At 69.3% G+C, this 23,991-nt stretch carries 24 protein-coding genes; 5 read left to right on the top strand and 19 right to left on the bottom strand.

The window, feature by feature from the left end; translation table 11 throughout:
* Positions 1–5: 5 nt before the first annotated feature.
* Positions 6–668, bottom strand: coding sequence for an SDR family oxidoreductase (locus tag Q0833_RS09345; RefSeq protein ID WP_298433086.1), 663 nt, complete (start codon positions 666–668; stop codon positions 6–8).
* Between the two features lie 105 nt (positions 669–773).
* Between Q0833_RS09345 and Q0833_RS09340 the strand changes: the two genes are divergently transcribed.
* Positions 774–1,370: a biotin transporter BioY gene (locus Q0833_RS09340; RefSeq protein WP_298433083.1), complete on the top strand. Its 597-nt coding sequence runs from the start codon at positions 774–776 to the stop codon at positions 1,368–1,370.
* Between the two features lie 69 nt (positions 1,371–1,439).
* On the opposite strand, the gene Q0833_RS09335 is transcribed toward Q0833_RS09340, so the two are convergent.
* The 4 genes from Q0833_RS09335 to radA all read right to left on the bottom strand — a co-directional run bounded on the left by Q0833_RS09335 (position 1,440) and on the right by radA (position 6,202).
* The gene (locus Q0833_RS09335; RefSeq protein WP_298433080.1) at positions 1,440–2,543 is read right to left on the bottom strand and encodes a hypothetical protein; all 1,104 of its coding nucleotides are present in this window, start codon (positions 2,541–2,543) and stop codon (positions 1,440–1,442) included.
* Between the two features lie 106 nt (positions 2,544–2,649).
* Positions 2,650–4,134 carry an amidophosphoribosyltransferase gene (gene purF, locus Q0833_RS09330; protein ID WP_298433077.1) on the bottom strand — a complete coding sequence of 495 codons (1,485 nt, stop codon included), beginning with the start codon at positions 4,132–4,134 and terminating at the stop codon, positions 2,650–2,652.
* A gap of 86 nt (positions 4,135–4,220) precedes the next feature.
* Entirely contained in the window at positions 4,221–4,811 is a 591-nt protein-coding gene (locus Q0833_RS09325) for a CvpA family protein (protein ID WP_298433074.1), read from the bottom strand.
* 23 nt (positions 4,812–4,834) lie between these two features.
* Positions 4,835–6,202 carry a DNA repair protein RadA gene (radA, locus tag Q0833_RS09320; RefSeq protein WP_298433071.1) on the bottom strand — a complete coding sequence of 456 codons (1,368 nt, stop codon included), beginning with the start codon at positions 6,200–6,202 and terminating at the stop codon, positions 4,835–4,837.
* 182 nt (positions 6,203–6,384) lie between these two features.
* Between radA and Q0833_RS09315 the strand changes: the two genes are divergently transcribed.
* Positions 6,385–7,740 carry a hypothetical protein gene (locus tag Q0833_RS09315; RefSeq protein ID WP_298433068.1) on the top strand — a complete coding sequence of 452 codons (1,356 nt, stop codon included), beginning with the start codon at positions 6,385–6,387 and terminating at the stop codon, positions 7,738–7,740.
* A 75-nt stretch (positions 7,741–7,815) separates the two neighbouring features.
* On the opposite strand, the gene Q0833_RS09310 is transcribed toward Q0833_RS09315, so the two are convergent.
* The 6 genes from Q0833_RS09310 to pyrC form a co-directional block, all read right to left on the bottom strand.
* Entirely contained in the window at positions 7,816–8,613 is a 798-nt protein-coding gene (locus Q0833_RS09310) for a DNA repair protein (RefSeq protein WP_298433065.1), read from the bottom strand.
* A gap of 171 nt (positions 8,614–8,784) precedes the next feature.
* Positions 8,785–9,825 carry an alanine racemase gene (alr, locus tag Q0833_RS09305; protein ID WP_298433062.1) on the bottom strand — a complete coding sequence of 347 codons (1,041 nt, stop codon included), beginning with the start codon at positions 9,823–9,825 and terminating at the stop codon, positions 8,785–8,787.
* A 160-nt stretch (positions 9,826–9,985) separates the two neighbouring features.
* Positions 9,986–11,467 carry a replicative DNA helicase gene (locus tag Q0833_RS09300; RefSeq protein WP_298433059.1) on the bottom strand — a complete coding sequence of 494 codons (1,482 nt, stop codon included), beginning with the start codon at positions 11,465–11,467 and terminating at the stop codon, positions 9,986–9,988.
* Positions 11,468–11,640: 173 nt separating this feature from the next.
* Positions 11,641–12,099, bottom strand: a complete 459-nt coding sequence (locus tag Q0833_RS09295; RefSeq protein WP_298433056.1) for a hypothetical protein — start codon at positions 12,097–12,099, stop codon at positions 11,641–11,643.
* 75 nt (positions 12,100–12,174) lie between these two features.
* Positions 12,175–12,861, bottom strand: coding sequence for an orotate phosphoribosyltransferase (locus Q0833_RS09290; protein ID WP_298433053.1), 687 nt, complete (start codon positions 12,859–12,861; stop codon positions 12,175–12,177).
* 48 nt (positions 12,862–12,909) lie between these two features.
* Positions 12,910–13,926, bottom strand: coding sequence for a dihydroorotase (gene pyrC, locus Q0833_RS09285; RefSeq protein WP_298433050.1), 1,017 nt, complete (start codon positions 13,924–13,926; stop codon positions 12,910–12,912).
* A 111-nt stretch (positions 13,927–14,037) separates the two neighbouring features.
* Here pyrC and Q0833_RS09280 point away from each other — a divergent pair, with 111 nt between their 5' ends.
* From Q0833_RS09280 to Q0833_RS09270, 3 genes are all read left to right on the top strand, one after another.
* Positions 14,038–14,316 (top strand): hypothetical protein, encoded by a 279-nt coding sequence (locus Q0833_RS09280; RefSeq protein WP_298433047.1) that lies wholly within the window; start codon positions 14,038–14,040, stop codon positions 14,314–14,316.
* A gap of 81 nt (positions 14,317–14,397) precedes the next feature.
* Positions 14,398–14,685, top strand: a complete 288-nt coding sequence (locus Q0833_RS09275; RefSeq protein ID WP_298433044.1) for an antifreeze protein — start codon at positions 14,398–14,400, stop codon at positions 14,683–14,685.
* Positions 14,682–15,080 (top strand): lysozyme inhibitor LprI family protein, encoded by a 399-nt coding sequence (locus Q0833_RS09270; RefSeq protein ID WP_298433041.1) that lies wholly within the window; start codon positions 14,682–14,684, stop codon positions 15,078–15,080. Before Q0833_RS09275 ends, Q0833_RS09270 begins: the two co-directional genes overlap by 4 nt.
* On the opposite strand, the gene Q0833_RS09265 is transcribed toward Q0833_RS09270, so the two are convergent.
* The 8 genes from Q0833_RS09265 to clpX form a co-directional block, all read right to left on the bottom strand.
* Positions 15,062–15,862 carry a TatD family hydrolase gene (locus tag Q0833_RS09265; protein WP_298433038.1) on the bottom strand — a complete coding sequence of 267 codons (801 nt, stop codon included), beginning with the start codon at positions 15,860–15,862 and terminating at the stop codon, positions 15,062–15,064. The two genes, Q0833_RS09270 and Q0833_RS09265, sit on opposite strands and share 19 nt — an antisense overlap.
* 42 nt (positions 15,863–15,904) lie before the next feature.
* A complete protein-coding gene (locus tag Q0833_RS09260; RefSeq protein ID WP_298433035.1) occupies positions 15,905–16,966 on the bottom strand; it encodes a DNA polymerase III subunit delta' in 1,062 nt (353 codons plus the stop codon).
* Positions 16,963–17,559 carry a dTMP kinase gene (gene tmk, locus Q0833_RS09255; protein WP_298433032.1) on the bottom strand — a complete coding sequence of 199 codons (597 nt, stop codon included), beginning with the start codon at positions 17,557–17,559 and terminating at the stop codon, positions 16,963–16,965. Before tmk ends, Q0833_RS09260 begins: the two co-directional genes overlap by 4 nt.
* Positions 17,560–17,622: 63 nt before the next feature.
* Positions 17,623–18,783, bottom strand: a complete 1,161-nt coding sequence (locus Q0833_RS09250) for a D-alanyl-D-alanine carboxypeptidase family protein (RefSeq protein ID WP_298433028.1) — start codon at positions 18,781–18,783, stop codon at positions 17,623–17,625.
* Positions 18,784–18,850: 67 nt separating this feature from the next.
* The gene (locus Q0833_RS09245; protein WP_298433025.1) at positions 18,851–19,975 is read right to left on the bottom strand and encodes an SPOR domain-containing protein; all 1,125 of its coding nucleotides are present in this window, start codon (positions 19,973–19,975) and stop codon (positions 18,851–18,853) included.
* A 103-nt stretch (positions 19,976–20,078) separates the two neighbouring features.
* Complete coding sequence (locus Q0833_RS09240) at positions 20,079–21,275, bottom strand: FAD-binding domain-containing protein (RefSeq protein WP_298433021.1); 1,197 nt, start codon at positions 21,273–21,275, stop codon at positions 20,079–20,081.
* A 45-nt stretch (positions 21,276–21,320) separates the two neighbouring features.
* On the bottom strand, positions 21,321–22,250 hold the full coding sequence (locus Q0833_RS09235) for a PAS domain-containing protein (protein WP_298433018.1): 930 nt from the start codon (positions 22,248–22,250) through the stop codon (positions 21,321–21,323).
* A gap of 268 nt (positions 22,251–22,518) precedes the next feature.
* Entirely contained in the window at positions 22,519–23,790 is a 1,272-nt protein-coding gene (clpX, locus tag Q0833_RS09230; protein ID WP_298433015.1) for an ATP-dependent Clp protease ATP-binding subunit ClpX, read from the bottom strand.
* Between the last annotated feature and the right edge of the window lie 201 nt (positions 23,791–23,991).

Below are 23,991 nucleotides of genomic sequence, written 5' to 3'. Positions count from 1 at the left end.
GCGCGTCAGCCCAGCCCGATCTCACCCAGAAGCCGCGCGGCCTCGTCCGCCGGGGTCGCGAGCTTGGTGCGGTCCTCGCCGGGATGGAACCGGGCGCGGACCGCCGTGCCCATGGGCTTCGGCGTAAGGAGATGGACTGTCGCCGCAGTCTGCGTCGTCGCCTCGGCCTGCCACGCCTCGATCATCGCGCGCTGGGCGGCCTTCGTCGCGGTGTAGCCGGCCGAAAAGGGCAGGGGCATCGGGTCGTCGAAGAACACCGCCGTCCCCCCGCCTGCCGCCTGCAGCAGCGGCGAGACATAGGGGATCAAGCGCGACAGCGCCGTGACGTTCACGTTCACCGCCTTCGCCATGTCCCGCTCGTCGACCATCGTCGTGGGCGTCAGGGGCGTCGCATGGACCGCCGTGTGCACCCAGAGCGGCAGCTTGCCCCAGCGGTCGTGGATGCCCCGGCAGAGCTGCTGCATCGCGGCGGCGACGGTGATGTCCATCGGAGCCAGCGTCGCGGCACCGCCTGCGGCCTGGATGCGATCGTCCAGCTCCTCGAGCGCGCCCTGGGTGCGGGCGACGGCGACGACATGGGTGCCGGCGGCGGCGAGCCGTTCGGCGATGGCGGCGCCGAGGCCGCGCGAGGCGCCGGTGACAAGCGCGAGGTCGGGACGATCAGTCATGCCCGCCCCGTGCCACGAGCGGGGCGCGGCATCAAGCGGGGGCGCGTTGACACGGGGCGGCGCGCGGCGGAAAAGATGCGCGAGATATTCAACAGGAGGTCCGTGATGACCCAGAACATGCAGGCTGTCGCGTCGACGCCGAACCAATGGTCCCTGGGCCGCAAGGTCGCTCTGGTCGCGGCGGGGACGGTGCTCATCGCGCTGGCCGCGCAGGTCAGCATCCCGTTCTTCCCGGTTCCCCTGACGCTGCAGGGTCTCGCGATCCTGACCATCGGCCTGACGCTGGGCGCGCGCCTGGGCGCAATCACCGTGCTGGCCTACCTCGCCGAGGGAGCGATGGGCCTGCCGGTCTTCGCCAATGGCGGCGCGGGTCTCGCCTATCTGGCCGGGCCGACGGGCGGCTTCCTCCTGGGCTTCGTGGCGATGGCCTACATTGCCGGGCTCGCCGCCGGGCGCGGGCTCGTCGTGATGATCGGCGCGTCGCTGCTGGCGGCCGCCGCAATCTACCTTCCGGGCGTGGCCTGGCCATATGCCGTCGCCAGCGCCGCGGGCATCGAAGCAGGCTGGGCCTCGACCTCCGCCGCGGCTCTCTGGTCGGGCTGGGTGGCCCCGTTCCTGCTGGGTGATGCGGTCAAGGCCGTGCTGGCCGCGTTGATCGTGACCGGCGGTCGCCGGGCGCTGGCGGCGCGCCGCGACGCCTGATCCGGCGCTATCGCCGAAATCGAGGGCCGCGCCGGGCTGGCGCGGCCCTTTTCCGTTCTTTAACCGCGCTCAGACCATCGGCGGGATCTGGTGGACGGGACCCGCGCCCGCCATCGCGGCAAGGGATGGCGGTGTCGGGCCATCAACGCCCCGCGGGTCCACCATGCCTCGAGTTCCGGCACAGGTGGCGCTCGCACGGCGGGCCGCCGCGCGCCGCCACATCGCCAGCGCCGCATCGGTCAGATCGGAGCCTTCTGCGGCCAGCATCCGCGAGATCACGGAGACGGGCGTGAAGGTCCAGAAGCTGCAGGCTTCGAGCAGGTAGGGCACGCCGGTATCGGCATGGATGCGAAAGTCGAAGAGAGAGTAGTCCCGCCCGCCAAGCGCCGCGTGCATCGTCTGCGCCGCGTCGCAAAGCTGGGCGTGTGTGTCTGCCGCCAAGGCGGCCGGACAGCTCGTGTCCAGCGTCGGATGTTCCCATGCGCCCATGGTCACAGTGCCGGTCTCGTCGAGCGCGACCTTGTCGGCCCGCTCGCGGATCGGGTGGTCGGGCGTGACGTGGTATTCGAGGATCGGCAGGACGCGCGGCGTGGGGTCCTCGATCACGCCGACGCGCACCTCGCGGCCGGGAATGTACGCTTCGATCAGCGCGGTCGCGTCATGTTCGAGCGCCGCCTCGACCGCCGGGGCGAGGTCGTCGCGGGTCCGCACGAGCGTCAGCCCCAGCGAGTTGTCCTCGCGGTCGGGCTTCACGATGGCGGGCAAAGCGACGTCCGGCAGGTCGGCCGCGTCCGTCACGCGGACCGAGGCCGGCACGCGCACCCCGGACGCTTCGGCCAGCGCCTTGGTCGCCAGCTTCGACGTCGAGGTGACGGTCGCGGCCAGCGGCGGGCCGACCACGGGGATGCCCAGCGCCGTCTCGAACAGGCTGCGCCACGTCGTCATGCCGTCGGGACAGAAGAGATGCGGGACGACCACGTCGTATCCCGCCGCCAGATCCAACGCGCGGGCCAGCGTCACGGGGCGCCCGTCCCACGCGAGCCCGCCATCCGGCTCGACCACCAGGAGGGCGGCGGTCGTGCCCTCGGGTGTCACGCAATTGCGCTGATAGGTCAGGGACAGGTCGCGGTAGAAGCGCGTCGTGGTGGCACCGGCGATGTGCAGGATTTTCAAGATGTTGCCCTCCGCTCTGGGAGGCGAGAGGTAGGGCGCGGGCGCAGCCTGTCGAGGCGGGACGCGCCGTCCCAGCGATCGCCGTGCGGATGCCTGGGGCGTCGGCCTATTCGGCCGCCTTCAGCTGGAACCCGCGCGACACCTGATCCGACGGCTCGACCGGGTATTCGCCCGAGAAGCAGGCGTCGCAATATTGCGGCGCGTCCGGGTCGCGCCCGCCCGCCTCGCCCACCGCGCGGTAGAGCCCGTCGAGCGAGATGAACTTGAGGCTGTCGACGCCCAGATGCGCGCACATCTCGTCTTCGGTCATCGTAGCCGCCAGCAGCTTCTCGCGCTCGGGCGTGTCGACGCCGTAAAAGCAGGGCCACGCGGTCGGCGGACTCGCGATGCGGAAATGGACCTCGGCCGCGCCTGCATCGAGGATCATCTCCTTGATCTTGCGCGAGGTGGTGCCGCGCACGACGCTGTCGTCCACGAGCACGATGCGTTTGCCCTTCACCAGCGCCCGGTTGACGTTGAGCTTCAGGCGGACGCCCATGTTGCGGATGCTCTCCGTCGGCTCGATGAAGGTCCGGCCCATATACTGGTTGCGGATGATGCCCATTGCGTAGGGGATGCCCGAGGCGAGGCTGTAGCCGATGGCGGCGGGGGTGCCGGAATCGGGGACGGGGCAGACGAGATCGGCCTCGACCGGGGCTTCCTTGGCCAGTTCACGCCCGATCGCCTCGCGGGTGGAATAGACCGAGCGGCCGCCCAGGATGCTGTCGGGGCGGCTGAAATAGACATGCTCGAAGATGCAGAAGCGCGGGCGTTTCGGCTCGAACGGGCGATGCGAGGTCAGCTTGTCGGGCGTGATGACGACCATCTCGCCCGGCTCGACCTCGCGGATGAACTCGGCCCCGATGATGTCGAGCGCACAGGTCTCGGAGGCCAGCACCCAACCGGGCGCCGGGCCGTCGCCGACGCGGCCCAGCACGAGCGGGCGCACGCCCAGCGGGTCGCGCACGCCGATCAGCTTGGTCCGCGTCATCGCGATGACGCTGAACGCGCCTTCGACCCGGCGGAGCGCGTCCTTCATCCGCTCGGGGATGTTCTGCTGCAGGGATCGCGCCATCAGGTGGATGATGCATTCGCTGTCCGAGGAGGACTGGAAGATCGAGCCGCGCTCGATCAGCTCGCGCCGAAGTGCGTCGGCATTGGTGATGTTGCCGTTATGCGCGATGGCCGCGCCGCCCATGGCGAACTCGCCGAAGAAGGGCTGCACGTCGCGGATCGCGGTGGCGCCCTTGGAGCCCGAGGTGGAATAGCGGACATGCCCGATCGCAAGGCTGCCGGGCAGCATGTCCATGGTCGCGCGGTCGGTGAAATTGTCGCGGACGTAGCCGAAGCGGCGGACCGAGTTGAAGCCGTGATCGGGGTCGTGGACGACGATGCCGCCCGCCTCCTGCCCGCGATGTTGCAGCGCGTGGAGGCCAAGCGCGGTGAAGTTCGCGGCCTCGGTCACGCCGACGACGCCGAAGATGCCGCATTCCTCCTTCAACTTGTCGCCGTCGAGGACGGGATCGAAGGGGGAGCTGCGCCAGTCGGTCATCGGGACATGTCCTGCGAATCTAGGGGCGGTCTGGCCCCGACATACGGACCGGCGCGGCCGAAGTCACGCACCCGTCGGGCGGTGCGTCATTCGGTCGGTGTCACGGGCTCGACCGGGGCTGCGGGCTCGAAGCATTCGCCCACCAGCGACTCGTAGCGGGTCAGGATCCAGCCGGGCGCGTCCTCGGGGATGTTCTCCTCGATATTGCCCTTGGCGCGGCCGAAGATGTTGATCGAGCGGCTTTCCTCGACCGCCGGGATGCCCGCGTTCACGATCACACGGTCGTAGACCACGAAACCGACCGCGATCAGCAGGATGCCGCGCAGGACGCCGAAGACGAAGCCGAGGCCCTGATCGAAGGGCCCGAGCGCCGAATGGCGCACCGCCGATGACAGGAGCGGCGTGAAGAACGACACGAGGACGAGCGCGAGCGCGAAGACCAGGGCGAAGGCCGCGATCACCGCCAGCTCGCAGCTATCGCCGAGGATGTCGCCGACATAAGGGATCTCGCGGACCAGTGGTTCGGCCGCGCCCGCGAAGGTGAAGGCGAGGATCGCGGCGGCGACCCAGCCGAGGATCGCCATGGTCTCGCGGACGAGGCCGCGGCTATAGGCGAGGATGGCCGAGACGACGATGACGAGCGCGACCGCGCCGTCCACATAGGTGAAACCGTCCATTCCGTCCCTCGCTCGGGGGTGGGTCAGCCCGCGCCGAACACCTCGCCCACCAGCGTGGTCAGGTCCGGCAGAAGCCTGAGGGCCATACCGCCCGCATCCCCCGTCTTGCACCCCTTGGGCGCCATTGCGGCGGTAAAACCAAGTTTGGCGGCCTCCTTCAAGCGATTTTCGGCCTGTGCCACGGGGCGGAGCGCGCCCGAGAGCGAGAGCTCGCCGAAGACGACCGTCTCGGGGGGGATGCCCGCGTCCTCGCGGGCCGAGAGGAGCGCGCAGGCCACGGCGAGGTCGGCGGCCGGCTCCGAGATGCGGATACCGCCGGCCACGTTGAGATAGACGTCGAGCCCTCCGAAGCTGATCCCCGTCCGCGCTTCGAGCACGGCGAGGATCATCGACAGGCGCGAGCCGTCCCATCCGACCACCGCGCGCCGCGGCTGGCTGAGTTGCGAGGGGGCCACGAGGGCCTGGATCTCGACCAGCAGGGGGCGCGTGCCTTCGATGCCCGCGAAGACGACCGAGCCCGGGGCAGGGGCGTCCCGCTCGCCGAGGAACAGCGCCGAGGGGTTCGCGACCTCGGCCAATCCCGCGCCCGTCATCTCGAACACGCCGATCTCGTCGGCGGGGCCGAAGCGGTTCTTGACCGCGCGCAGGATGCGGAACTGGTGGCCGCGCTCGCCCTCGAAATAGAGGACCGTGTCGACCATGTGCTCGACGACGCGGGGGCCCGCGATCTGACCCTCCTTGGTGACATGGCCGACGAGGATCACGGCCGTCCCGAAGCGCTTGGCGAAGCTGGTCAGCTCCTGTGCCGAGGCGCGGACCTGGCTGACGGAGCCGGGCGCGCTGTCGACGGTGTCGACCCACATGGTCTGGATCGAATCGATGATAGCAAGCGCCGGGCGCTCGGCCTCCAGTGTGGTCAGAACGTCGCGCAGGTTCGTCTCGGCGGCGAGCTTGACGGGGCTGTCGTCGAGGCCCAGCCGCTGCGCGCGCATCCGCACCTGCGCCGTCGCCTCCTCGCCGGAGACGTAGACCACGCTCTCGCCTCGGCGCGCAAAGGCCGCCGCCGCCTGAAGGAGCAGCGTCGACTTCCCGATCCCCGGATCGCCGCCCACCAGCGTCGCCGAGGCAGGCACGAGGCCGCCGCCGAGCACGCGGTCGAGCTCGTCCAGGCCCGAGAGCGTGCGCGGCGGTGGCGCCTCCTCGGTCTGAAGGTCGGTCAGCGCCATCTTGCGGCCCTTCGCGGTCCCCAGCGCCTTCTTCGACGGCCCCTGGCTCAGCGGGACCTCTTCCTGGATGGTGTTCCACGCCCCGCAGCCATCGCAGCGACCGGTCCATTTCTTATGGACGGCGCCGCAATCGGTGCAGGCGAACTGGGTGACAGGCTTGGCCATGTTCCCGGTTTGGTCCGTTTAATCCCCACGCACAACCCCGATTGTTGCCACGGGTGAGACCGACTGTGGTGCGAGCGATACAGGGGTCCACGCGACAGGCCGATGCGGGCGCGTCGGCATATCTTCGCCGACTCACGAATGTTAACGAAATATTAATGTTTCACGTAACGAGGACCGCAGGAATGCAACGGACGATCGCAACGCTGGCGCTGGGCGCCACGACGATCCTGGCGGCAGGTTATGCCCAGGCTCAGAGCACGTTCACATATGACGGCGCGCTGACATCGGCCAACACTACCAATCATAACGGATCGGCCAGCGTCGGTGGCTCCGGTTCGCGGGCGTTCGATGCCGTACCGATCCGCGTCGATGGGACCGGCACGCTGACGGTGCAGACGACGACGGCTGACACCGTCAGCAATCCCTTCGGCTCTTCGGATACCGTCATCTACCTCGTCCCTGGCGCGTTCGATCCCGCGGTCGCCACGGCGCCGCTGGCCTATGATGACGACGGGCTGGGATTCGGAGGGCTGTCGATCTTCACGATCGATGTCCCCGACGGCAATTACAGCGTCGTCGTCTTTGGCTGGGGTTCCGCCGCAACGGGCACGTTCTCACTCGCCGGCTCCGGCGCCGTCCTAGGCTGGGGCCCCTCGGTTCCGGTTCAGCTCGCCGCCGCAGATGCAGCCTTCGCGACGCTCGCGCGGCGCTTTGTTGTCCAAGCCGGTGACGTGGCGCGCTCGAACGCGGGCGTCGGGCTCGACCGGACGACCCCGCTGACCTTCGCCTCCACGCGCGGCGTCGGCGGCACGCCGGTCCATAGCTGGATCGAGTTCACCGGCTTCGCGGCGCGCGGCTCCGATATCGACCAATCCGCGACGGGCTTCCAGCTTGGCGCGGATATCGAGATCGCAGCGAACATTGTCGCGGGCCTTTCGATCGGGACGACGGATCTCTCCTCGGTGCAGGGGGGCTTCGACATCTCGGGCGACCTGCACTTCGTGCAGCCCTACGTCGCGATGCGCTCCGGCGCCTACCGCGGCGAGGCGAGCCTGATCTGGGGCCGCGGTGACTTCGACCAGGTGACTGCCGGCGGCGTCGGGACCGGCGACACCGAGCTGTATGCCCTGACCTTTTCGGGCGCATACGACATGGCGATGGGCGACGGCGATATCCTGTCGCCGATGGCCTCGCTCTCGATCGGCCGCGAAGAGGTCGAGGGCACGGGCGGGACGCTGGCTGGCGCCGGGACCTCGAAGACCACCTTCGGCACACTGTCGGTCGGGGCCCGCTATACCAGCCAGATGGAGATGGGGACGGGCTTCGTCGGCCTGCATGCCGATTACGATTACGCCGAAGCCGATACCGCGCTGGTCGCGGGCTTCAAGGATGGCGGTGAGCTGTCCGCCCGGATCGAGTTCGGCGCCGACGTGAACCTGACCGACGGACTGTCGCTGCGGATGAACGCCGATTTCGGCGGGATCGGCACCGGCACCGACGAGATCGCGGGCGGCCTGAAGCTGGTCTACCGCTTCTGAACCTGCGCGGGCGCGGATGAAGAAAGGGCCCGGTGCGATGCTCCGGGCCCTTCTCGTTGGATCAGTGGGCCGGGTCTATTCGGCGGGGGTCGCGATCGCGTCGCCGCCATTCGCCTCGCGGCGGGGACGCTGGCCCAGGCCGACGACATTCTGGCCGCGGTCGTGGCCGGTCAGCTTGAGCGCGTCGGTAACCTCGGCCAGGTCGGACTGAAGGCGCTCGAGCTGCTTTTCGGCCAACCCTTCCTCGACCGAGACGGCCTGCATCCAACGCTTGATCTCCTGCACGGTGGCCTGCGCCATCGAAATGCGCTGGCGGTAATCCTCGACCTCCTGCTGGCGCTGCCGCAGGAAGGAGCGGGCGCGGTCGACCTTCTCGTCGTTGTAAACCTCGGCCAATTCGCGGCTCTCGACACTCATCTGCGCGGCGATCTGCAGCACGTCATGTTCGAGGTCGGCGAGGTCGGGATGGTTGCGCATCCACTCGATCCGGTCGCGCATCGCGTCGAATTCGCGGCTGAGCTGGAAGGTCCCCTCGCGGTCGGCGCGGTGGACGTAGTCATAGGCCCGCGCGACATCGGCCATCGAAAGGTGGAAGTCGCGATTCGTCACCTCGAGGCGGCGGACGCGGGCGTTGGACGGCAGGTAGCCGACCAGCATCAGGAGAAGCACCGTCAGGCCGATCTGCGCAATCATGCCCGCATTCACGACCTCGGCCCCGCCCAGCGCGACCGGAAGCTCGATCCAGGGCAGTAGGCCCAGGAACGCGCCCGCGGTCACCGCGACGGCGCCCAGCGCGAGAAGCACGAGAAGGATGGTGCAGACCTGTTGCAACAGGCTCGTGGCGATCGCAACGGATCGTGTCGTGTCAGTCATAGCCAAACCCTTTTGTGGCAGCGGCGGTCGGGTTTCTTGGCTGCTCGATCAAGTCATAGCAGAAATCCGCCTATTGAACGCAACGGAATCTTTAGGAGTTCCGAAAGACTTAGAAAGAATCGCCCAGATATCGGTGCCAGGCTGCGTCTTGACGCTAGAAGTGCCGTTACGTCACCCGCGATAGGTGCGGCGGTATCGCTGTCCCAGCGAGGTCAGAACCTCGTATCCGATGGTACCGGCGTGGGCGGCCATCGCATCGACGCCGTGATGCGGCCCGAGGATTCGCAAGCTGTCGGGGTCGCGGTCGAGATGCCCGATATCGACCGTCAGCAGGTCCATCGAGACGCGCCCGACGACGGGGCAGGGGATCGGCCCGGCCATCACCTCGATCCCGGGGGCCAGCGCGCGGTGAAGCCCGTCGGCATAGCCGCCCGCGATCGTCGCGATGCGGGTGGCCGCCGGGGCGGTCCAGGTGGCGTTGTAGCCCACGGGCGTGCCCGCCGGGATGTCGAAACAGGCCACGACCGGCAGATCGAGGGTGGCCACGGGTTCGGCCTGTGCGAAGGGCGCGCCGCCATAGAGGCCGATGCCGGGGCGCACCATGTCGAAATGGTAGGCCGACCCGAGGAGCGTGCCTCCGGTCGCGGCCAAGCTGCGGGGCACGGTGATGCCGTCGGTCATCTCGTGGAACCGCGCGAGCTGGCGCGCGCTCTGGTCGCTGCCCGGATCGTCGGCGGCGGCGAGATGCGAGGTCACGAGGACCGGGCCCGCCCGCAGGGCCAGTTCGGCCACGGCCGCCCATTCCTCGAAGGTCAGACCCAGCCGGCTCATGCCCGTGTCGAGCTGCAGCCCGAAGGGCCGCCGGGGGAGTTGCGCGATCTGGCGCTCGAGCTGGTCGAGCGAGCAGATGAGAGGCACGAGGTCGGCCCGCTCGATCGTCGCGGTGTCGCCCGGCATGTGGCCGTAATAGAGATAGATGCGCGGCTCGGGGCCCAGCACGCGGCGCAGCTCCAGACCCTCGTCGGCGGTGGCCACGAAGAAGGCGCGCACGCCTTCGCGGAAGAGACGGGGTGCGACCTGCGTGACACCGAGGCCGTAGGCATCCGCCTTGACCGTCGCGGCCGTCTCGCAGCCGGGGCCCGACAGCGCATCGAGCGCCCGCCAGTTCGCCGCGACGGCCTCGAGATCGATATGAAGGTGACCCGTACCCATCGGCGCGGTGTCGCGTCCCGCGCCTGCCGGGTCAAGCGCCGACGCGCGCGGCATGGCCTGCCCGCCGGGGTCTTTGCTCTTCAAATATGCCGGTCCGACCCCGGCGGCAGGCACCGCGCATGCCGCGGGGCAAATTCTCTTCCGGAAGAGAATTCCGCGCTCAGCGGCGGCCGTCCTGCCAAGGCTTCACGAGGTTTCCGAAGCGGGTGAAGCGGCCCTCGAAGGAGAGCTCGACCGTGCCGATGGGGCCGTGGCGCTGCTTGCCGATGATGACCTCGGCGCGGCCATGCACGGCCTCCATGGCGGCCTGCCATTCGGCCATCTTGTCGAGCTGGTGGTCGCCCGGCTTCTCGCGTTCCTTGTAGTACTCCTCGCGGTACACGAACATCACGACATCCGCGTCCTGCTCGATCGAGCCCGATTCCCGAAGGTCCGAAAGCTGCGGGCGCTTGTCCTCGCGGTTCTCGACCTGCCGGCTCAGCTGGCTGAGCGCGATGACCGGGATATCCAGTTCCTTCGCGATGGCCTTGAGGCCCTGCGTGATGGCCGAGACCTCGTTGACGCGGCTGTCGCCCTTGCCGGGCGCGGTCACGAGCTGGAGATAGTCGACGATCAGCAGGTCGAGCCCGTGGACCCGCTTCTGGCGGCGGGCGCGGGCGGCGAGCTGCGCGATCGGCAGCGCGGGCGTGTCGTCGATGAAGAGCGGGCAGTTCTCCAGCTCCTTCGCGGCCTCGACGAAGCGGCGGAACTCGGCCTCGGTCATGTCGCCGCGGCGGATCTGCTCCGAGGGCACCTCGGACGCCTCCGAGAGCACGCGCGCGGCGAGCTGTTCGGCCGACATCTCGAGCGAGTAGAAGCCCACGACGCCGCCCGAGACCGCGCCCTCGCGCCCGTCATGGGTCTTGCCGAGGCGGTGCGCCTTGGCGACGTTGAACGCGATGTTGGTCGCCAGCGACGTCTTCCCCATCGACGGCCGGCCGGCGAGGATCAGGAGGTCCGAGCGGTGCAGACCGCCCAGCTTCTTGTCCATGTCTACGAGGCCGGTCGAGATGCCCGCCAGCCCGCCGTCGCGCTGGTAGGCGGCGTTGGCCACGTCCACCGCCTGTTTGATCGCCCACAGGAAGGACTGGAAGCCCTTCTCGGATTTGCCCTGCTCGGCCAGCGCGTAGAGCTTCGCCTCGGCATCCACGATCTGGTCGGCGGGCTCGGTCTCGACGGTGACGTCGTTGGCCTGCGCCGCGATGTCCCGGCCGAGTGCGATCAGCTCGCGCCGGATGGCCAGGTCGTAGATCATCTGCGCGTAGTCGCGCACCGCGTAGGCCGCCACCGCCGAGGCTGCCAGCGTCACGAGGTAGGACGGCCCACCCAGCGCGCGCAGCCCCTCGTCCTCCTCGAGGAAGGGCTTCAGCGTCACCGGCGAGGCCAGCGCGTTCTTCTGGATGCGGGCCGCGCAGATCTCGTAGATGCGCTCGTGGACCGGGTCATAGAAATGCTCGCCCCGGATGATCGACGACGCCCGGTCGTAGAGGTCGTTATTGGTCAGGAGCGCGCCGAGAAGCTGCTGCTCGGCTTCGATATTGTGCGGCAGCGTGACGTCATGAGCTGCCGAAGCCTGCTGATCCAGTCGTGCGATCTCGTTCATGACACTGCCCCCGCCCGCGGACGTTCACCGCCCGGCTGTTTCCACTGCTGTCGCCGTGCCCCGACCTATCAGACCGGCCCGCGCCCCGGCAATCCGGGCCCTGTGGGCAGGCTGTGAGCAAGCCGATCTTTGCTGGGGAGAAGAGCGCAAGCCCTTGGCCCGGAGCGAAAGTTCTATCCGCGCCGGGTCACGTCCGCGCGGATGCGCTCGAGATCCGCTTTCCAGCCACAGGCGAGGCCGTCGCCGTCCTCGTCCAGGCGGTGGCGGTCGTTCCAGGGCCCGCCGGAGCCCATGAGTTCAGCCTGCGCGGCGGCGCCGGTGATGAAATCGGAGCAGTCGATCCCGTCGAGCGAGGGGTCGTCCTGCGCGGGTCGGCGGTAGCGGCCCGGACGCGCCCGCGCGAGGCTGCGACGACCGAGATAGGTGTTGCCTGCGGCGACAACGTCCCGGCTGCCCAGCTCGGCTTCGACCTGCGACAGCTCGACCATGTCCGGCGTCGTCGCCTGTATCTGCCAGAGCGCGGCGGTGGACATCCCGTTGATCCGCCGCGCCGCGTCCCGCGCTGCCTCGGGCGAGGGCCGGGCGAGCGCACAAGCGGCGAGAAGCGGTAACAGAAGGATGGCGATGCGCATGGGCGGCCTCGGGTCGGCGACGCGGGTGGTCCGTGTCCGCCCGCCCGTCACTTGCAGACCGCGACGCGCCGTCGGTCAAGCCCCGTCCGTCGCATGGGCGGCCTGCCACCCACGGGGATCGTTCAGGAATGCTTCGACCCCGCCCAGCGTCTCGGCGTCGAAGCGGCCTTCGGTCTTGGCTTCGGCCAGCACGTCCCACCACGTCGCGCAGGCATGCAGCGTCACGCCGTGATCGCCCAGCGTGCGGTCGATCTCGGGGAAGATGCCGTAGCTGAAGATGACGCCGGTATGGGCGCAGGTCGCACCGGTCTCGCGAATCGCGTCGACGAAGCTCAGCTTCGAGCCGCCATCGGTCGTCATGTCCTCGATCAGCAGGACGCGCTGGCCCTCGGTCATCGCGCCTTCGATCCGGGCATTGCGGCCGTAGCCCTTCGGTTTCTTGCGCACATAGGTCATCGGCAGCGCCATCCGCTCGGCCACGAGGGCCGCGAAGGGGATGCCCGCTGTCTCGCCACCGGCCACGTTGTCGAATGCCTCGAGCCCCGCGTCGCGCATCACGGTGACGGTGAGGAAGTCCATCAGCGTCGCGCGGATGCGCGGGTAGGAGATGAGCTTGCGGCAATCGATATAGGTCGGACTGGGCTTGCCTGAGGCGAGGATGAAGGGCTCGCGGGCATTGAAATGCACGGCTCCGACTTCGAGCAGCGCGCGCGCGGTCAGGCGGGCGATCTCGGTGGCGGGGGGATAGGTCGTGGGGATCATGCGGATACCTCGGGCGCGGGGGGCGATTATTTGTACGAATAATCGGGCCTAGTGGATGTGCCAGTGGAGCGGATGGCCGGGATCGAAGAGCGTGACGGACTGGCCGTGGGCGTCGATGCGCGGTGGCAGATCGAGGGCCGCGCCGCGCGTCAGGGTCACGGTGTCCGCGTTGGGCGGCAGGCCGTAATGGGCGGGTCCGTTGAGCGAGGCGAAGGCTTCCAGCTGGTCGAGCGCGCCCTCCTCCTCGAAGACATGGGCGTAGCAGGCCAGCGCGATGGGCGCGGTGAAGCAGCCCGCCGCACAGCAGGTCGCTTCCTTGGCGTGGGTCGGATGGGGCGCGCTGTCGGTCCCGAGGAAGAACGCCGCGTCGCCCGAGGTGGCGGCCGCGCGGAGGGCCTCCTGATGGCGGCCCCGCTTGAGGATCGGCAGGCAATAGAAATGCGGGCGCAGGCCCCCGGCCAGCATGTCGTTGCGGTTGGCCATCAGGTGCTGGACCGTGATCGTGGCACCCACGCCCGGATGACCGCGGACCCAGTCGACCGCCTCGGAGGTGGTGACATGCTCCAGCGTCAGCTTCAGCTCGGGATGCGCCGCGCGGAGTGGGGTCAGCACGTCGTCGAGAAACCGCGCCTCGCGGTCGAAAATGTCGATCTCGCGATCCGTCACTTCGCCATGCAGGCAGAGCGGCACGCCCGCCCCTTCCATCGCCGCCAGCACTGGGCGCACCGCCTCGATCGACCGCACGCCCGAAGCGGAGTTCGTGGTGGCCCCCGCGGGATAGAGCTTCACCGCCGTGATCGTGCCGGCCGCGTGGGCGGCAACGACATCGTCCGGGTCGGTGCCTTCGGTCAGGTAGAGCGTCATCAGGGGACGTGCGAAGCCCGCGGCGACGATGCGCTCGCGATAGGCGCGCGCGTCGTCATGGGTCACCACCGGCGGCACGAGGTTGGGCATCACGATGGCCCGGCCCATGTCGCGGCTTTCGGGGGCGACGGCGCGCAGCATGTCGCCGTCGCGCAGGTGCAGGTGCCAGTCGTCGGGGCGGCGGATCGTGAGGCTCTCCATGGCCGCCGGGTTAGCGTCCGGTGCGCGCCTTGGCCAGCGCCGCGTTGCGAAGGCGGGGGCCCTGGCGCATGGTAGGGGCTGTCCGACCCGTTCTGCCCGGAGGCGCGTACCATGATCCTGCTCAATCTCATCATCGGCATCCTGACCGGCCTCGCGGTGCCTCGCATGGAACGATGGATCAAGGACTGGTCCGAAAGCCTCTGGCTGGGCGACATGCCGATCACGCCGCACGAGTTCGATCTCACGGCGCTTCTGGTGATCCTGATGCTGGCCGCCGTGGTCTGCGCGATCCTCGGGATCGACAGTTCGGCCTTCCTGCTGGCGCTGGGGGCGCTGTTGGGGCTGTTCGGCAAGCGCATCTGGGCCCGGATCCAGCGCGGCGAGCCTTGACCGGCGGCCTTGCGCGAACCAATTGAAGTCATGGTGCGTTTCCCCGTCGGGAGGCCCCGAGCAACGAAGGCGAATCCTCGAATGTGGGACCTGATCAAACTGCAGATGCGAACGGCGCATATGCTGGCCGAGGCGCAGACCGTGATCGGGATGCGCATGCTCGGGATGGCGGGCGTCCTGCCTGCGACCAAGGGCGAGAACCTGCGGATGGTGACCGAGAAGCAATCCGCCTTCGTCGATGCCGGACGTGCCGCGACCATGGCGATGATGGCCGGGGCGACGCCGGTTGCGGTCTATTCGGCCGCGCTGGCGCCGATCGGGCGCACGACGCGGGCCAATTCGCGCCGTCTGACGCGGGCGCGGCGGTGAGAGCGGCGCTGCTCCTGTCGCTGGTGCTGGCGGGGCCGGTGGCCGCGCAGGACGTGCTCGACTGCGCCGCGGACGGTCTGATGCCGGGCGAGATGGTGGTCTGCGCGCAGAACGGCTGGGCCGAGGCCGATGCCGTCATGGACGAGACCTACCGCCTCGCGCTGGTGCAGGCCCAAGTGCTGGACGAGGCGGCGGCCGCGCCAGAGGGCGTCACCGCCGAAGACGCGCTGCGGGCCTCGCAGGAGGTGTTCCTGACCTATCGCGATGCGGCCTGCGCGGCCGAGGCGCTTCTGGTGGCGGGCACGCGCGCCGAGGATCTGGCCGGGCCGCTCTGCCTGACGCGGCTGACCGAACGCCGGATCGCGGACCTGACGGTCTACGGCGCGATCGAGTAGTCGCGCACCTTGGTGAACAGCCGCTCGAAGTTCGTCTCGGTCGCCGCGGCGAACGCCGCGTAATCCATCCCGAACGCCTCGGCCCCGGCGCGGGCGGTGTGCGCGACGTATCCCGGCTCGTTGCGCCGTCCGCGATGGGGCGGGGGGGCGAGATAGGGGCTGTCGGTCTCGACAAGGATGCGGTCGAGCGGCGCGGCGGCGAAGATGTCGCGCAGTGGCTGCGATTTCGGGAAGGCCGCGATGCCCGACATGCTGAGATAGAACCCGAGGTCGAGCGCCGCCTCGGCCAGCGCGGGCCCCGAGCTGAAGCAATGCATGACGCATGTATAGGGCGCGGCGCGATGTTCCTCTGTCAGGATCCGGGCCATGTCGTCATCCGCGTCGCGGCTGTGGATGATGAGCGGCAGGCCGGTGCGGCGTGCGGCCTCGATATGGATGCGCAGGCTCTCCTGCTGCACGGCCATGCTCTCCGCGGTGTAGTGGTAGTCGAGCCCCGTCTCGCCGATCCCGACCATCTTGGGATGCGCCGCCAGTGCCAGAAGGTCGTCCACCGTGGCCAGGGGCTCGCCCGCGGCGGACATCGGGTGCGTGCCGGCGGCCCAGAAAATCGGCGCGTGCGCGTCGGACAGGGCGCGGACCTGATCGGCCTGACGCAGCTTGGTGCAGATCGTGACCATGCGGTGAACGCCTGCCTCGGCGGCGCGCGCCAGAAGGTCGGGCAACTCGCCCTCGAATTGCGGGAAGTCGAGGTGGCAGTGGCTGTCGGTGATCTTCGGTTCCATGGGCGAGGGGGCTAGGCGAGGGGCCGCGCCGCCGCAACCCCGTCAGACGCGGCGCGCCTGCGCATCGATCGCGGCCAGCGCGTCCCAGACGATCGCCGCGGGGTCGACGTTCACGGCGCGCGCGTGGGCGGCGCGGTCGCCCACCTGCTGCGCCAGCGCGGCCCAGTCGCGGGCGGCGCGGTCATGGGGTGCAAGGCGTGCGAGAACGCGCGCCTCGGCCTCGGGGGCATCCGCGGGCGGCCCCAGCAGGCCCGCGCGCGCCGCACGGTGCAGGAGCCGGTCAATGGCTTCGAGCGTGCGGGCCAGCCGCTCCGCGCCCGCGCGACCCGCGCAGGCATCGGCGAGTTTGCGCGCCGTGGGCCGGTCCATCGGGCTTTGCGACATGAGATCCAGTAGCGCCTCGTAGGTCTCGGTCCCGCCTTCGGCCAGCATCAGCGCGGCACCCACCGATCCGTCGGCCAGCGCGGCCGAAGCCGGATCGCCTCCGGCCTGCGTGATCGCGGCGTCCAGCGCATCCGGGGCAAGTGGCCCCAGCCGGAGGACGCGGCAGCGCGACCGGATCGTCGGCAGGAGGCGCGCGGGCTGATGCGCCACCAGGAGAAGCGTGGCCGCGGCGGGTGACTCCTCCAGAAGCTTCAGGATCGCGTTCGCGGCGTTGGGGTTCAGGTCGTCTGCGGCGTCCACGATGACGACACGCCGCCCGCCCGCCGACATCGCGAAGAAGCCGCCCAGCCGCCGCGCGGCATCGACGGTGATGACATCGCGCAATTTCTTGGTTTTCTCGTCCCACGGGCGGCGCAGCAGCATCAGGCCCGGCTCGGAGAGCGCACGGATGCGGGGCAGGGCGGGATGGCCCTCGGGCGCGTCGAGCGTGTCGGCATGGCGCGGCGGATCGGTCAGCAGAAACCGCGCGATCCGCCAGGCGAGTGTGGCCTTGCCCACCCCGCGCGGCCCGGTCAGAAGCCAGCCGTGATGCAGGCGCCCGGTGTTCCAGGCATCGAGAAAGACGGCCTCGGCGGCGTCTTGACCGAAAAGCTGCGCGGTCTCGCGCGGGTGGGGAAACGCACCCAGCCGGTCCGGCTCGGGGAGGGCGTCGTCGCTCATGGCAGAAGGGCGCGGACGCGGGCCGCGACCGTCTCGGGATCGGCGTCGCCGTCGACGATGCGGACCCGCTCGGGGAAGTCGCGTGCAAGCGCGGCGTAGCCGTCGCGAACCGTGCGTTGGAAGTCCGCCCCGAGCTGTTCGAACCGATCCTCGGCGCCCGGTCGGGCGAGGCCGCGCCGGAGCGCCGTGTCCGGGTCCATGTCGATCACGAAGGTCAGGTCCGGCTCGCGCCCGATGACCAGGTCCTGCATCGCGTCGACCATCCCGCGGTCGCCGCCGCGCGTCGACTGGTAGACCCGCGTGCTGTCGGTCCAGCGGTCGGTGACGACCCAGTGGCCCGCCGCGAGCGCGGGCTCGATGCGGCGTTCGAGATTGTCACGCCGCGCGGCGTTGTAGAGCAGGAGTTCCGTGACCGGCGACCAGCGGCCGGGATCGCCCTCGACCAGCAGCGCGCGGATCGCCTCGGCGCCGCTGCTGCCGCCGGGCTCGCGGGTGCGCAGGACCGTGTGGCCCGACGCCTCGAGATGGTCGGCGAGGAGATGGGCCTGGGTCGACTTGCCGGACCCGTCGATGCCTTCGAGCGAGATGAACATAGGCGGAGGGGTTAGCAGGGGCGCGGGCAGGGCGCGAGGGGCGATCGGCCCCCGGATCGCGCCCTATTCGAAGCGTTCGAGCGCCGAGCCCAGCACCTCGCCAATGACCCGGCCCCCCGCGATCTGGACGCGGCGCAGCGGTCCCGCGCGGCCGACATCCGTGGCGGCGACCAGCGCGACCTCGTGATCGGCGACGCCGGGATGGGTCAGGGTCATCGTGGCCAGTTGATCCCCGGCGGCAATCGGCGCTTCGAGCGGGCCGTCATAGACGATCTCGCCCTGCACGGCCTCGCGGCCCGTGACCGGCAGAAGAAGGGTCACGCCATCGGTCGGGACCAGGGCCACGGTGGGGGATTCGCCCATGAAGACCTCGGCATCGAAGACCGGGTCCGAGGTGTCGTCCAGCAGCCGCGCCTCGGCGAATTGCCGGAAGGCCCAGTTCACAATGCGCTCGCTCTCGGCGGCGCGGGCGGCCTCGGTTTCGAGGCCCGAGATCACGAAGGTCACGCGCCGGTCGCCCTGCACCGCGCTGCCGACGAGGCCGTAGCCCGCCTCCTGCGTGTGGCCGGTCTTGAGGCCGTCGGCCCCGATATCGAGCCGCAGGAGCGGGTTGCGATTGAAGCGGTTCGAGGGCGAGCGGCCGTCGAAATCGTACTCCCGCTCGGCGAAATAGGGATAGTATTGCGGGAATTCCGTCACCAGCCGCTCGGCCAGGATCGCGAGATCCTCCATCGACATGACATGGCCCGGCGCGGGCCAGCCGTTGGAGTTGCGGAAGACCGAATTCATCATCCCCAGCTCGCGGGCGCGGTCGGTCATCATCTGCGCGAAGCCGTCTTCGGTGCCGTCGGGCGAGATCGCCTCGGCGAGGACGGCGGTCGCGTCATTGCCCGACAGGACGACGACGCCGCGGATCAGGTCCTCGACCCGGACGCGGTCGCGGGTGTCGAGGAACATGGTCGAGCCGCCATAGGCCGCCGCCTCTTCGGAAACCGGAAGCTCGGTGTCGAGCGTCAGGCGCCCGTCTTCCAGCGCCTCGAACACCATGTTGAGCGTCATCAGCTTCGACATCGAGGCCGGGGGCAGGGGCACCTGCGCGTTCTTCGACAGAAGCACCTGGCCCGTGTTGTGATCGACCACGAAGGCGGAGCCCGCCTCGGTGGCGAATTCCTGGGCCCAGGCGGGGGCGGAGATCAGAAGGGCGGCGAGAAAAGGGCGGAGCATGGCAGGGCTCTCCGGTCGTGCGGCCGCGGTCGGCGGCGGGTTACGGTTCTTCGCCCCGATATGGCCGCTACCCGCGGACGGCGAAAGCGTCGGTGAAGCCCAGACCCTTGGCCTTGCGGATTACCGCCGCCCGGTCCGAGGAGGTCGTCGACGGCCCCACGATCACCCGCCAGAACGTGCGGCCCCGGCTGCTTTCTTCAAGCACCGTCGGCACGACGCCCGCACCCGAAAGCGCGGTGGCGGTGTTGCGGGCGTTTTCCTCGACCGAGAAGATGCCGATCTGGACATAGGCCCGCTCGATCCCGGCAACGGGGGCGGGCGCGCGCGTCGGCGTGCCGGACGCGGTGGTCGCGGCGATGGCGCTGGTCGTGACGGGCGCGGCGGCCGCCGTGGCGACCGGCGGCTCGAGGATGCCGGCGTTCATCTCGGTCGGCACGGCCTCGGCGGTCAGTTCGGCGGCGGCGGCCTCACGGGCGGCGCGACGATCCTGGCGGCTGCGGGCCATGCGCTGGAACCAGTTGAGGCGGCGCTCCGGCTGGGCTGTGGGCGTCCGCTCGGCGGCGTCGGCGGCCAGGGCACGCTCGGCCTCGGCGGCGGCCCCGATAGCGTCGAGCGCCTCGGCCCCGATCTCGGCCTCGGCCGTGGGGGCCTCGGCCGTCTGGACGATTTCTTCCTCGAGTGCGGCGGGCTCGGCCTCGGCGACGGCCACGGGGGCCGATGCTGCGGGGGCGGGGCTCGGCTCGGAGACCTCCTCGCGGCGCAGGGCCACCACGTCGATCGAGGTCGGCGCGCCGGCCAGCACGCCGAGGGCGGCGGCGGCATCCGACGAAAGCTGCAGCGCGGGGCCGGGATTGGCCCGCTCGCGCTTGAAGAGCGCGCCGATGACGAACTTGCCGTTCGCCTCGTTGCGGATGATGACCCGCTCGGGGTCGGTCACGTCGGGGGCCGCGACCCAGACACCGCCGAGCGACGGACGCCCGTCCCAGAGCGCGCGGTCCTTCGCCTGGAAAACCTCGGGCGCCTCGACGTCCCGTTCGATGAGCTGGACGCTGGACGAGGCCGGGGCGGCACGGGTCGCGTCACCGCCGGTATTGGCGGCCTGACAGCCCGCAACCAGCGCGATCAGCGCGACGCCGGTGAGAAAACGAATGGTGGAATTGGGCGCGAACGCCCCGTTGGTTGCCTGTCGCACTGTCTGCGCCCCGTGCTCTGCCACTGCCTCTGGCGGACCGTTGATCGATCCTGCCTTGGCGTGACGGTAGCGCATAAGTGGAATCCTGTGAACCCGTCGCGTGTCAGACGCCCATATCCTGCGGGATTGTCTCCAGGATCGTGGCCATCTTGCCCTTCACCTTGAAGAAGCCCGCGGTCGCGTGGGGCCAGGCTGCGGCGTCCCAGGCGCGCAGCGGTCGGATGGTCGCGATGTTCAGCGCGTTGAGCGCCATCCGCGCGGGACCGACCGGGGCGTAGGGGCTCACGACATGGTCGAACCCCTTGGCCCAGCGCGCGATTTCCGCGCCGTCTTCGGTCACCGGGCCAGTCGCGCCAAGGCGTACCGCGGCATCCTCGGCCAGTGCGCGGGTGAAGTCGTGGACCTGGCGCGAGACGGCCAGGGGCGAGCGTCCGGCGGGCGCGATCAGCACCGCGACACCGGCGGGGTCGAGTCCGCGCGCCATCAGGAAATCGGGATGCAGATCGTCCTCGTGCAGCAAAAGCCCGACCCGGCCGCCGGGCAGGCTCGCATCCTCGGGCATGTCGATCGGGTCGGGCGGCGGCGGTCCGTCCTGTGGCTCGGCCGTGGTGGCGAGCCGGTGGCCCAGCGCCTCGGTATCGAACCGCCCGCCGGTATATTTCCCGATATTCGAGGCGCGCGCCCGGTAGGTCTTGCCGCGCGTGTGCAGCCCGCCGACCCAGCGCCACGACAGCGTGTTCGACGCCGGGTCGCCGTCGAGCAGGTGGCGCAGGAAGAAGTCCGCCCCCAGCTCCCACGGCAATTCGAGCGTGTGCATCCAGATGGAGGCGAACCACATCCGCGCGTGATTGTGCAGATATCCGGTGCCGGTCAGCTCGGCCGCCCAGTGGTCATACGCATCGATGCCGGTCTCGCCGCCGCAGGCCGCCTCCCAGCGGGCGCGGAGGCCCGATTCCGTGGCCAGCCTGTTCCGCGCCACGTCGAGGCCGTGCAGGTAGCCGGACCAGAGACCGGGGCGGCGTTCGAGATAGCCCTTGAAATAGGTGCGCCACAGCACCTCCGACAGGAACTTCTGCGCGGTGGATGCGGCGAAGCGGTCGAGCGTGGCCGCGGCCACCTCGGCCTCGGTCAGCGCGCGGTGGCGGATCCAGGGCGAGAGGGTCGAGACATGCGGATGGCCCGGCAGGTCGTGGTTGCGACCGGCGGCATAGTCGCGTCCGGCCTTGGGCGCGAAGGCCTCGAGCCGTGCGAGCGCCGCGTCGCGGGTGGGCGGAAAGAGGGGGTCGGGATTGTCCTTCATGCGCCGCCAGTTAGCCCGGCGGCGCGGCCCGGACAGGGGGCCGGTTCAGATCCGCGTGCCCGTGGGCAGAACGAGCGTCACGCGCAGGCCGCATTCGAGCCAGTCCATCTCGAACCGCACGCCGTTCATCTCGGCGATCCGGTTCATCAGGTCGAGCCCGTCGCCAAGGCCGATATCCCCGGTCCGTGCCTCGGGCAGGGTCTCGGTCCAGATCAGTTCGATCCCGTCGCCACACGGCATGCCGGTCACGCGCAGCGTGCCGCCCGCCTTCAAGGCGCCGTGCTTGCTGGCGTTGATGGCCAACTCGCCGAAGATGATGCTGACGAGATCCACCTGCCGCGGCGGGATGAACATGCCGCTCTCGATACGGATCGACACCACGCTCGCGGGGTCGGCCAACGGGTAGAACAGCGGCGGCAGCACGCTGTCGAGATAGGCGCCGTCGCGGTCGGCCACGCCGATCGTCTCCTGCGCAGCCATAAGCGCCTGAAGGCGCGCGGTCATGTCGCGGGCGAAGCGCGCGGCCTCGGGATATTTTCGCTTGTGCAGATTGAGCAGCGTCGCGGTCAGCGCGACGGTGTTCTTCTGGCGATGCCGCATCTCGGCCAGCATCAGCTCCATCTGCTTGGCCGCCCTCTCGCGCTCGGTCACGTCCCGCGAAATCGCGAGGAACCCGGCCGGTGCCCCGTCCGACGCGTTGACCGGCGAGACGGTCACGTCCCACCAGCGCGGCGAACCCTTGGCGGTCGGGCAGAAGGCCGAGAAGTTCGTCGTCTTCGGGTCGGGGCGGCTGTAGATCGACTGTACCTGCGTGGTGTATTCCAGCGGCCAGAAGAGTGCCCACTCGGTTCCGCGCACCTTGTCGAAATCGTCGATTTCCATGCTGCAGCGGCCGTTCAGGTTCATCCACTGCACGCGCCCCTCGGTATCGATGAGCTTCACGCAGTCGGTGCTGTCGTCGAATACGGCAGCCATGGTTTCGAGGGATAATGTGTCCAGCACTGCCGGGGTCCGATCTGTCAAGTTGAATTGACAAATAGGGGTTTGGCCATCGGGCTCAATCTCGATTCATGCAAATGCGCAGGTAGGTTTAGACGCAATTCGGCGCTGTGGCTGGCCAAACCCGCATACAGGGTTGGCTGCATCCGGGTGGGCCACGGTTTATGCAAATGCGCCAGTGTATTTTGACACTAAACGTCCCGCGACGGGCGCGGGCCGATCAAAGTCGCAATTTCGAGTGCCGTCAGCCGGCTTCGGCCGACTCGGGCTCGGCCTTGTCCTCCGAGTGGATCAGCAGCGGCTTGACCTCGCGTCGCACGGCTTCCTCGTTCACGACCACCTCGTCCACGGTGTCGAGGCCGGGCAATTCGAACATCGTGTCGAGCAGGATGTCCTCCATGATCGACCGCAGGCCGCGGGCACCCGTCTTCCGCTCGATGGCGCGCTGGGCGATGGCCTGAAGCGCGTCGTCGGTGAAGCTGAGCGTCACGCCCTCGAGATCGAACAGGCGCTGGTACTGCTTGACCAGCGCGTTCTTCGGCTGCGTCAGGATGATGACGAGCGCTTCCTCGTCGAGATCGGTCAGCGTCGCGATGACGGGCAGGCGACCGACGAATTCCGGGATCAGGCCGAACTTCAGCAGGTCCTCGGGCTCCAGCTCCTTGAAGAACTCGCCCACGGATTTCTCGTCGGGCGCGCGAACCTCGGCACCGAAGCCCATGCTGGACCCTTTGCCGCGCTGCGCGATGATCTTGTCGAGACCCGCGAAGGCGCCGCCGCAGACGAATAGGATGTTCGTCGTGTCGACCTGCAGGAATTCCTGCTGGGGGTGCTTGCGCCCGCCCTGCGGCGGCACGGAGGCGACAGTGCCTTCCATGATCTTCAGAAGCGCTTGCTGCACGCCTTCGCCCGACACGTCGCGGGTGATCGACGGGTTGTCGGACTTGCGGGTGATCTTGTCGACCTCGTCGATATAGACGATGCCGCGCTGCGCCCGCTCGACGTTGTACTCCGACGCCTGCAAGAGCTTGAGGATGATGTTCTCGACATCCTCGCCCACATAGCCGGCTTCGGTCAGGGTCGTCGCATCGGCCATCGTGAACGGCACGTCGAGGATGCGGGCCAGCGTCTGGGCCAGCAGCGTCTTGCCGCAGCCCGTGGGGCCGATCAGCAGGATGTTCGACTTGGCCAGTTCGATGTCGGATTTGTCGGAATGGTCGAGCCGCTTGTAGTGGTTATGGACCGCCACCGAGAGGACGCGCTTGGCGTGCTCCTGCCCGATCACGTAGTCGTCCAGCACACCGCAGATCTCGCGCGGGGTGGGGGTGCCTTCCGCGGATTTCAGGCCGGCGGCCTTCGTCTCCTCGCGGATGATGTCCATGCAGAGCTCGACGCATTCGTCGCAGATGAACACCGTCGGACCCGCGATCAGCTTGCGGACCTCGTGCTGGGACTTGCCGCAGAAGCTGCAGTAGAGGGTGTTCTTGCCGTCGCCGGACCCCTGGTTATTGGCCATCGTCGTGCCTCCCTGGCCTTGACCGTCCTGCTCCGACGATCGGCCGCGCGGTCCGTGCCGCGGATGAAAAAGCTCTTCTCTGCCGAAAGCCTAGGCAGGATCGCCCGGAGCCACAATGCAGAAATCCCGTGCCTGCACGTCTCCCGTGGCGGAAGCGCATCAGGGGGTGCGGGTGCCCGGCGCGGGCCGGACACCCTTCGT

Origin of the sequence: uncultured Jannaschia sp. (assembly GCF_947503795.1) — a bacterium.
GTDB lineage: Bacteria > Pseudomonadota > Alphaproteobacteria > Rhodobacterales > Rhodobacteraceae > Jannaschia.
The sequence above is the reverse complement of the archived record's forward strand: the minus strand, read 5'-3'. Positions and strand labels throughout refer to the sequence as shown.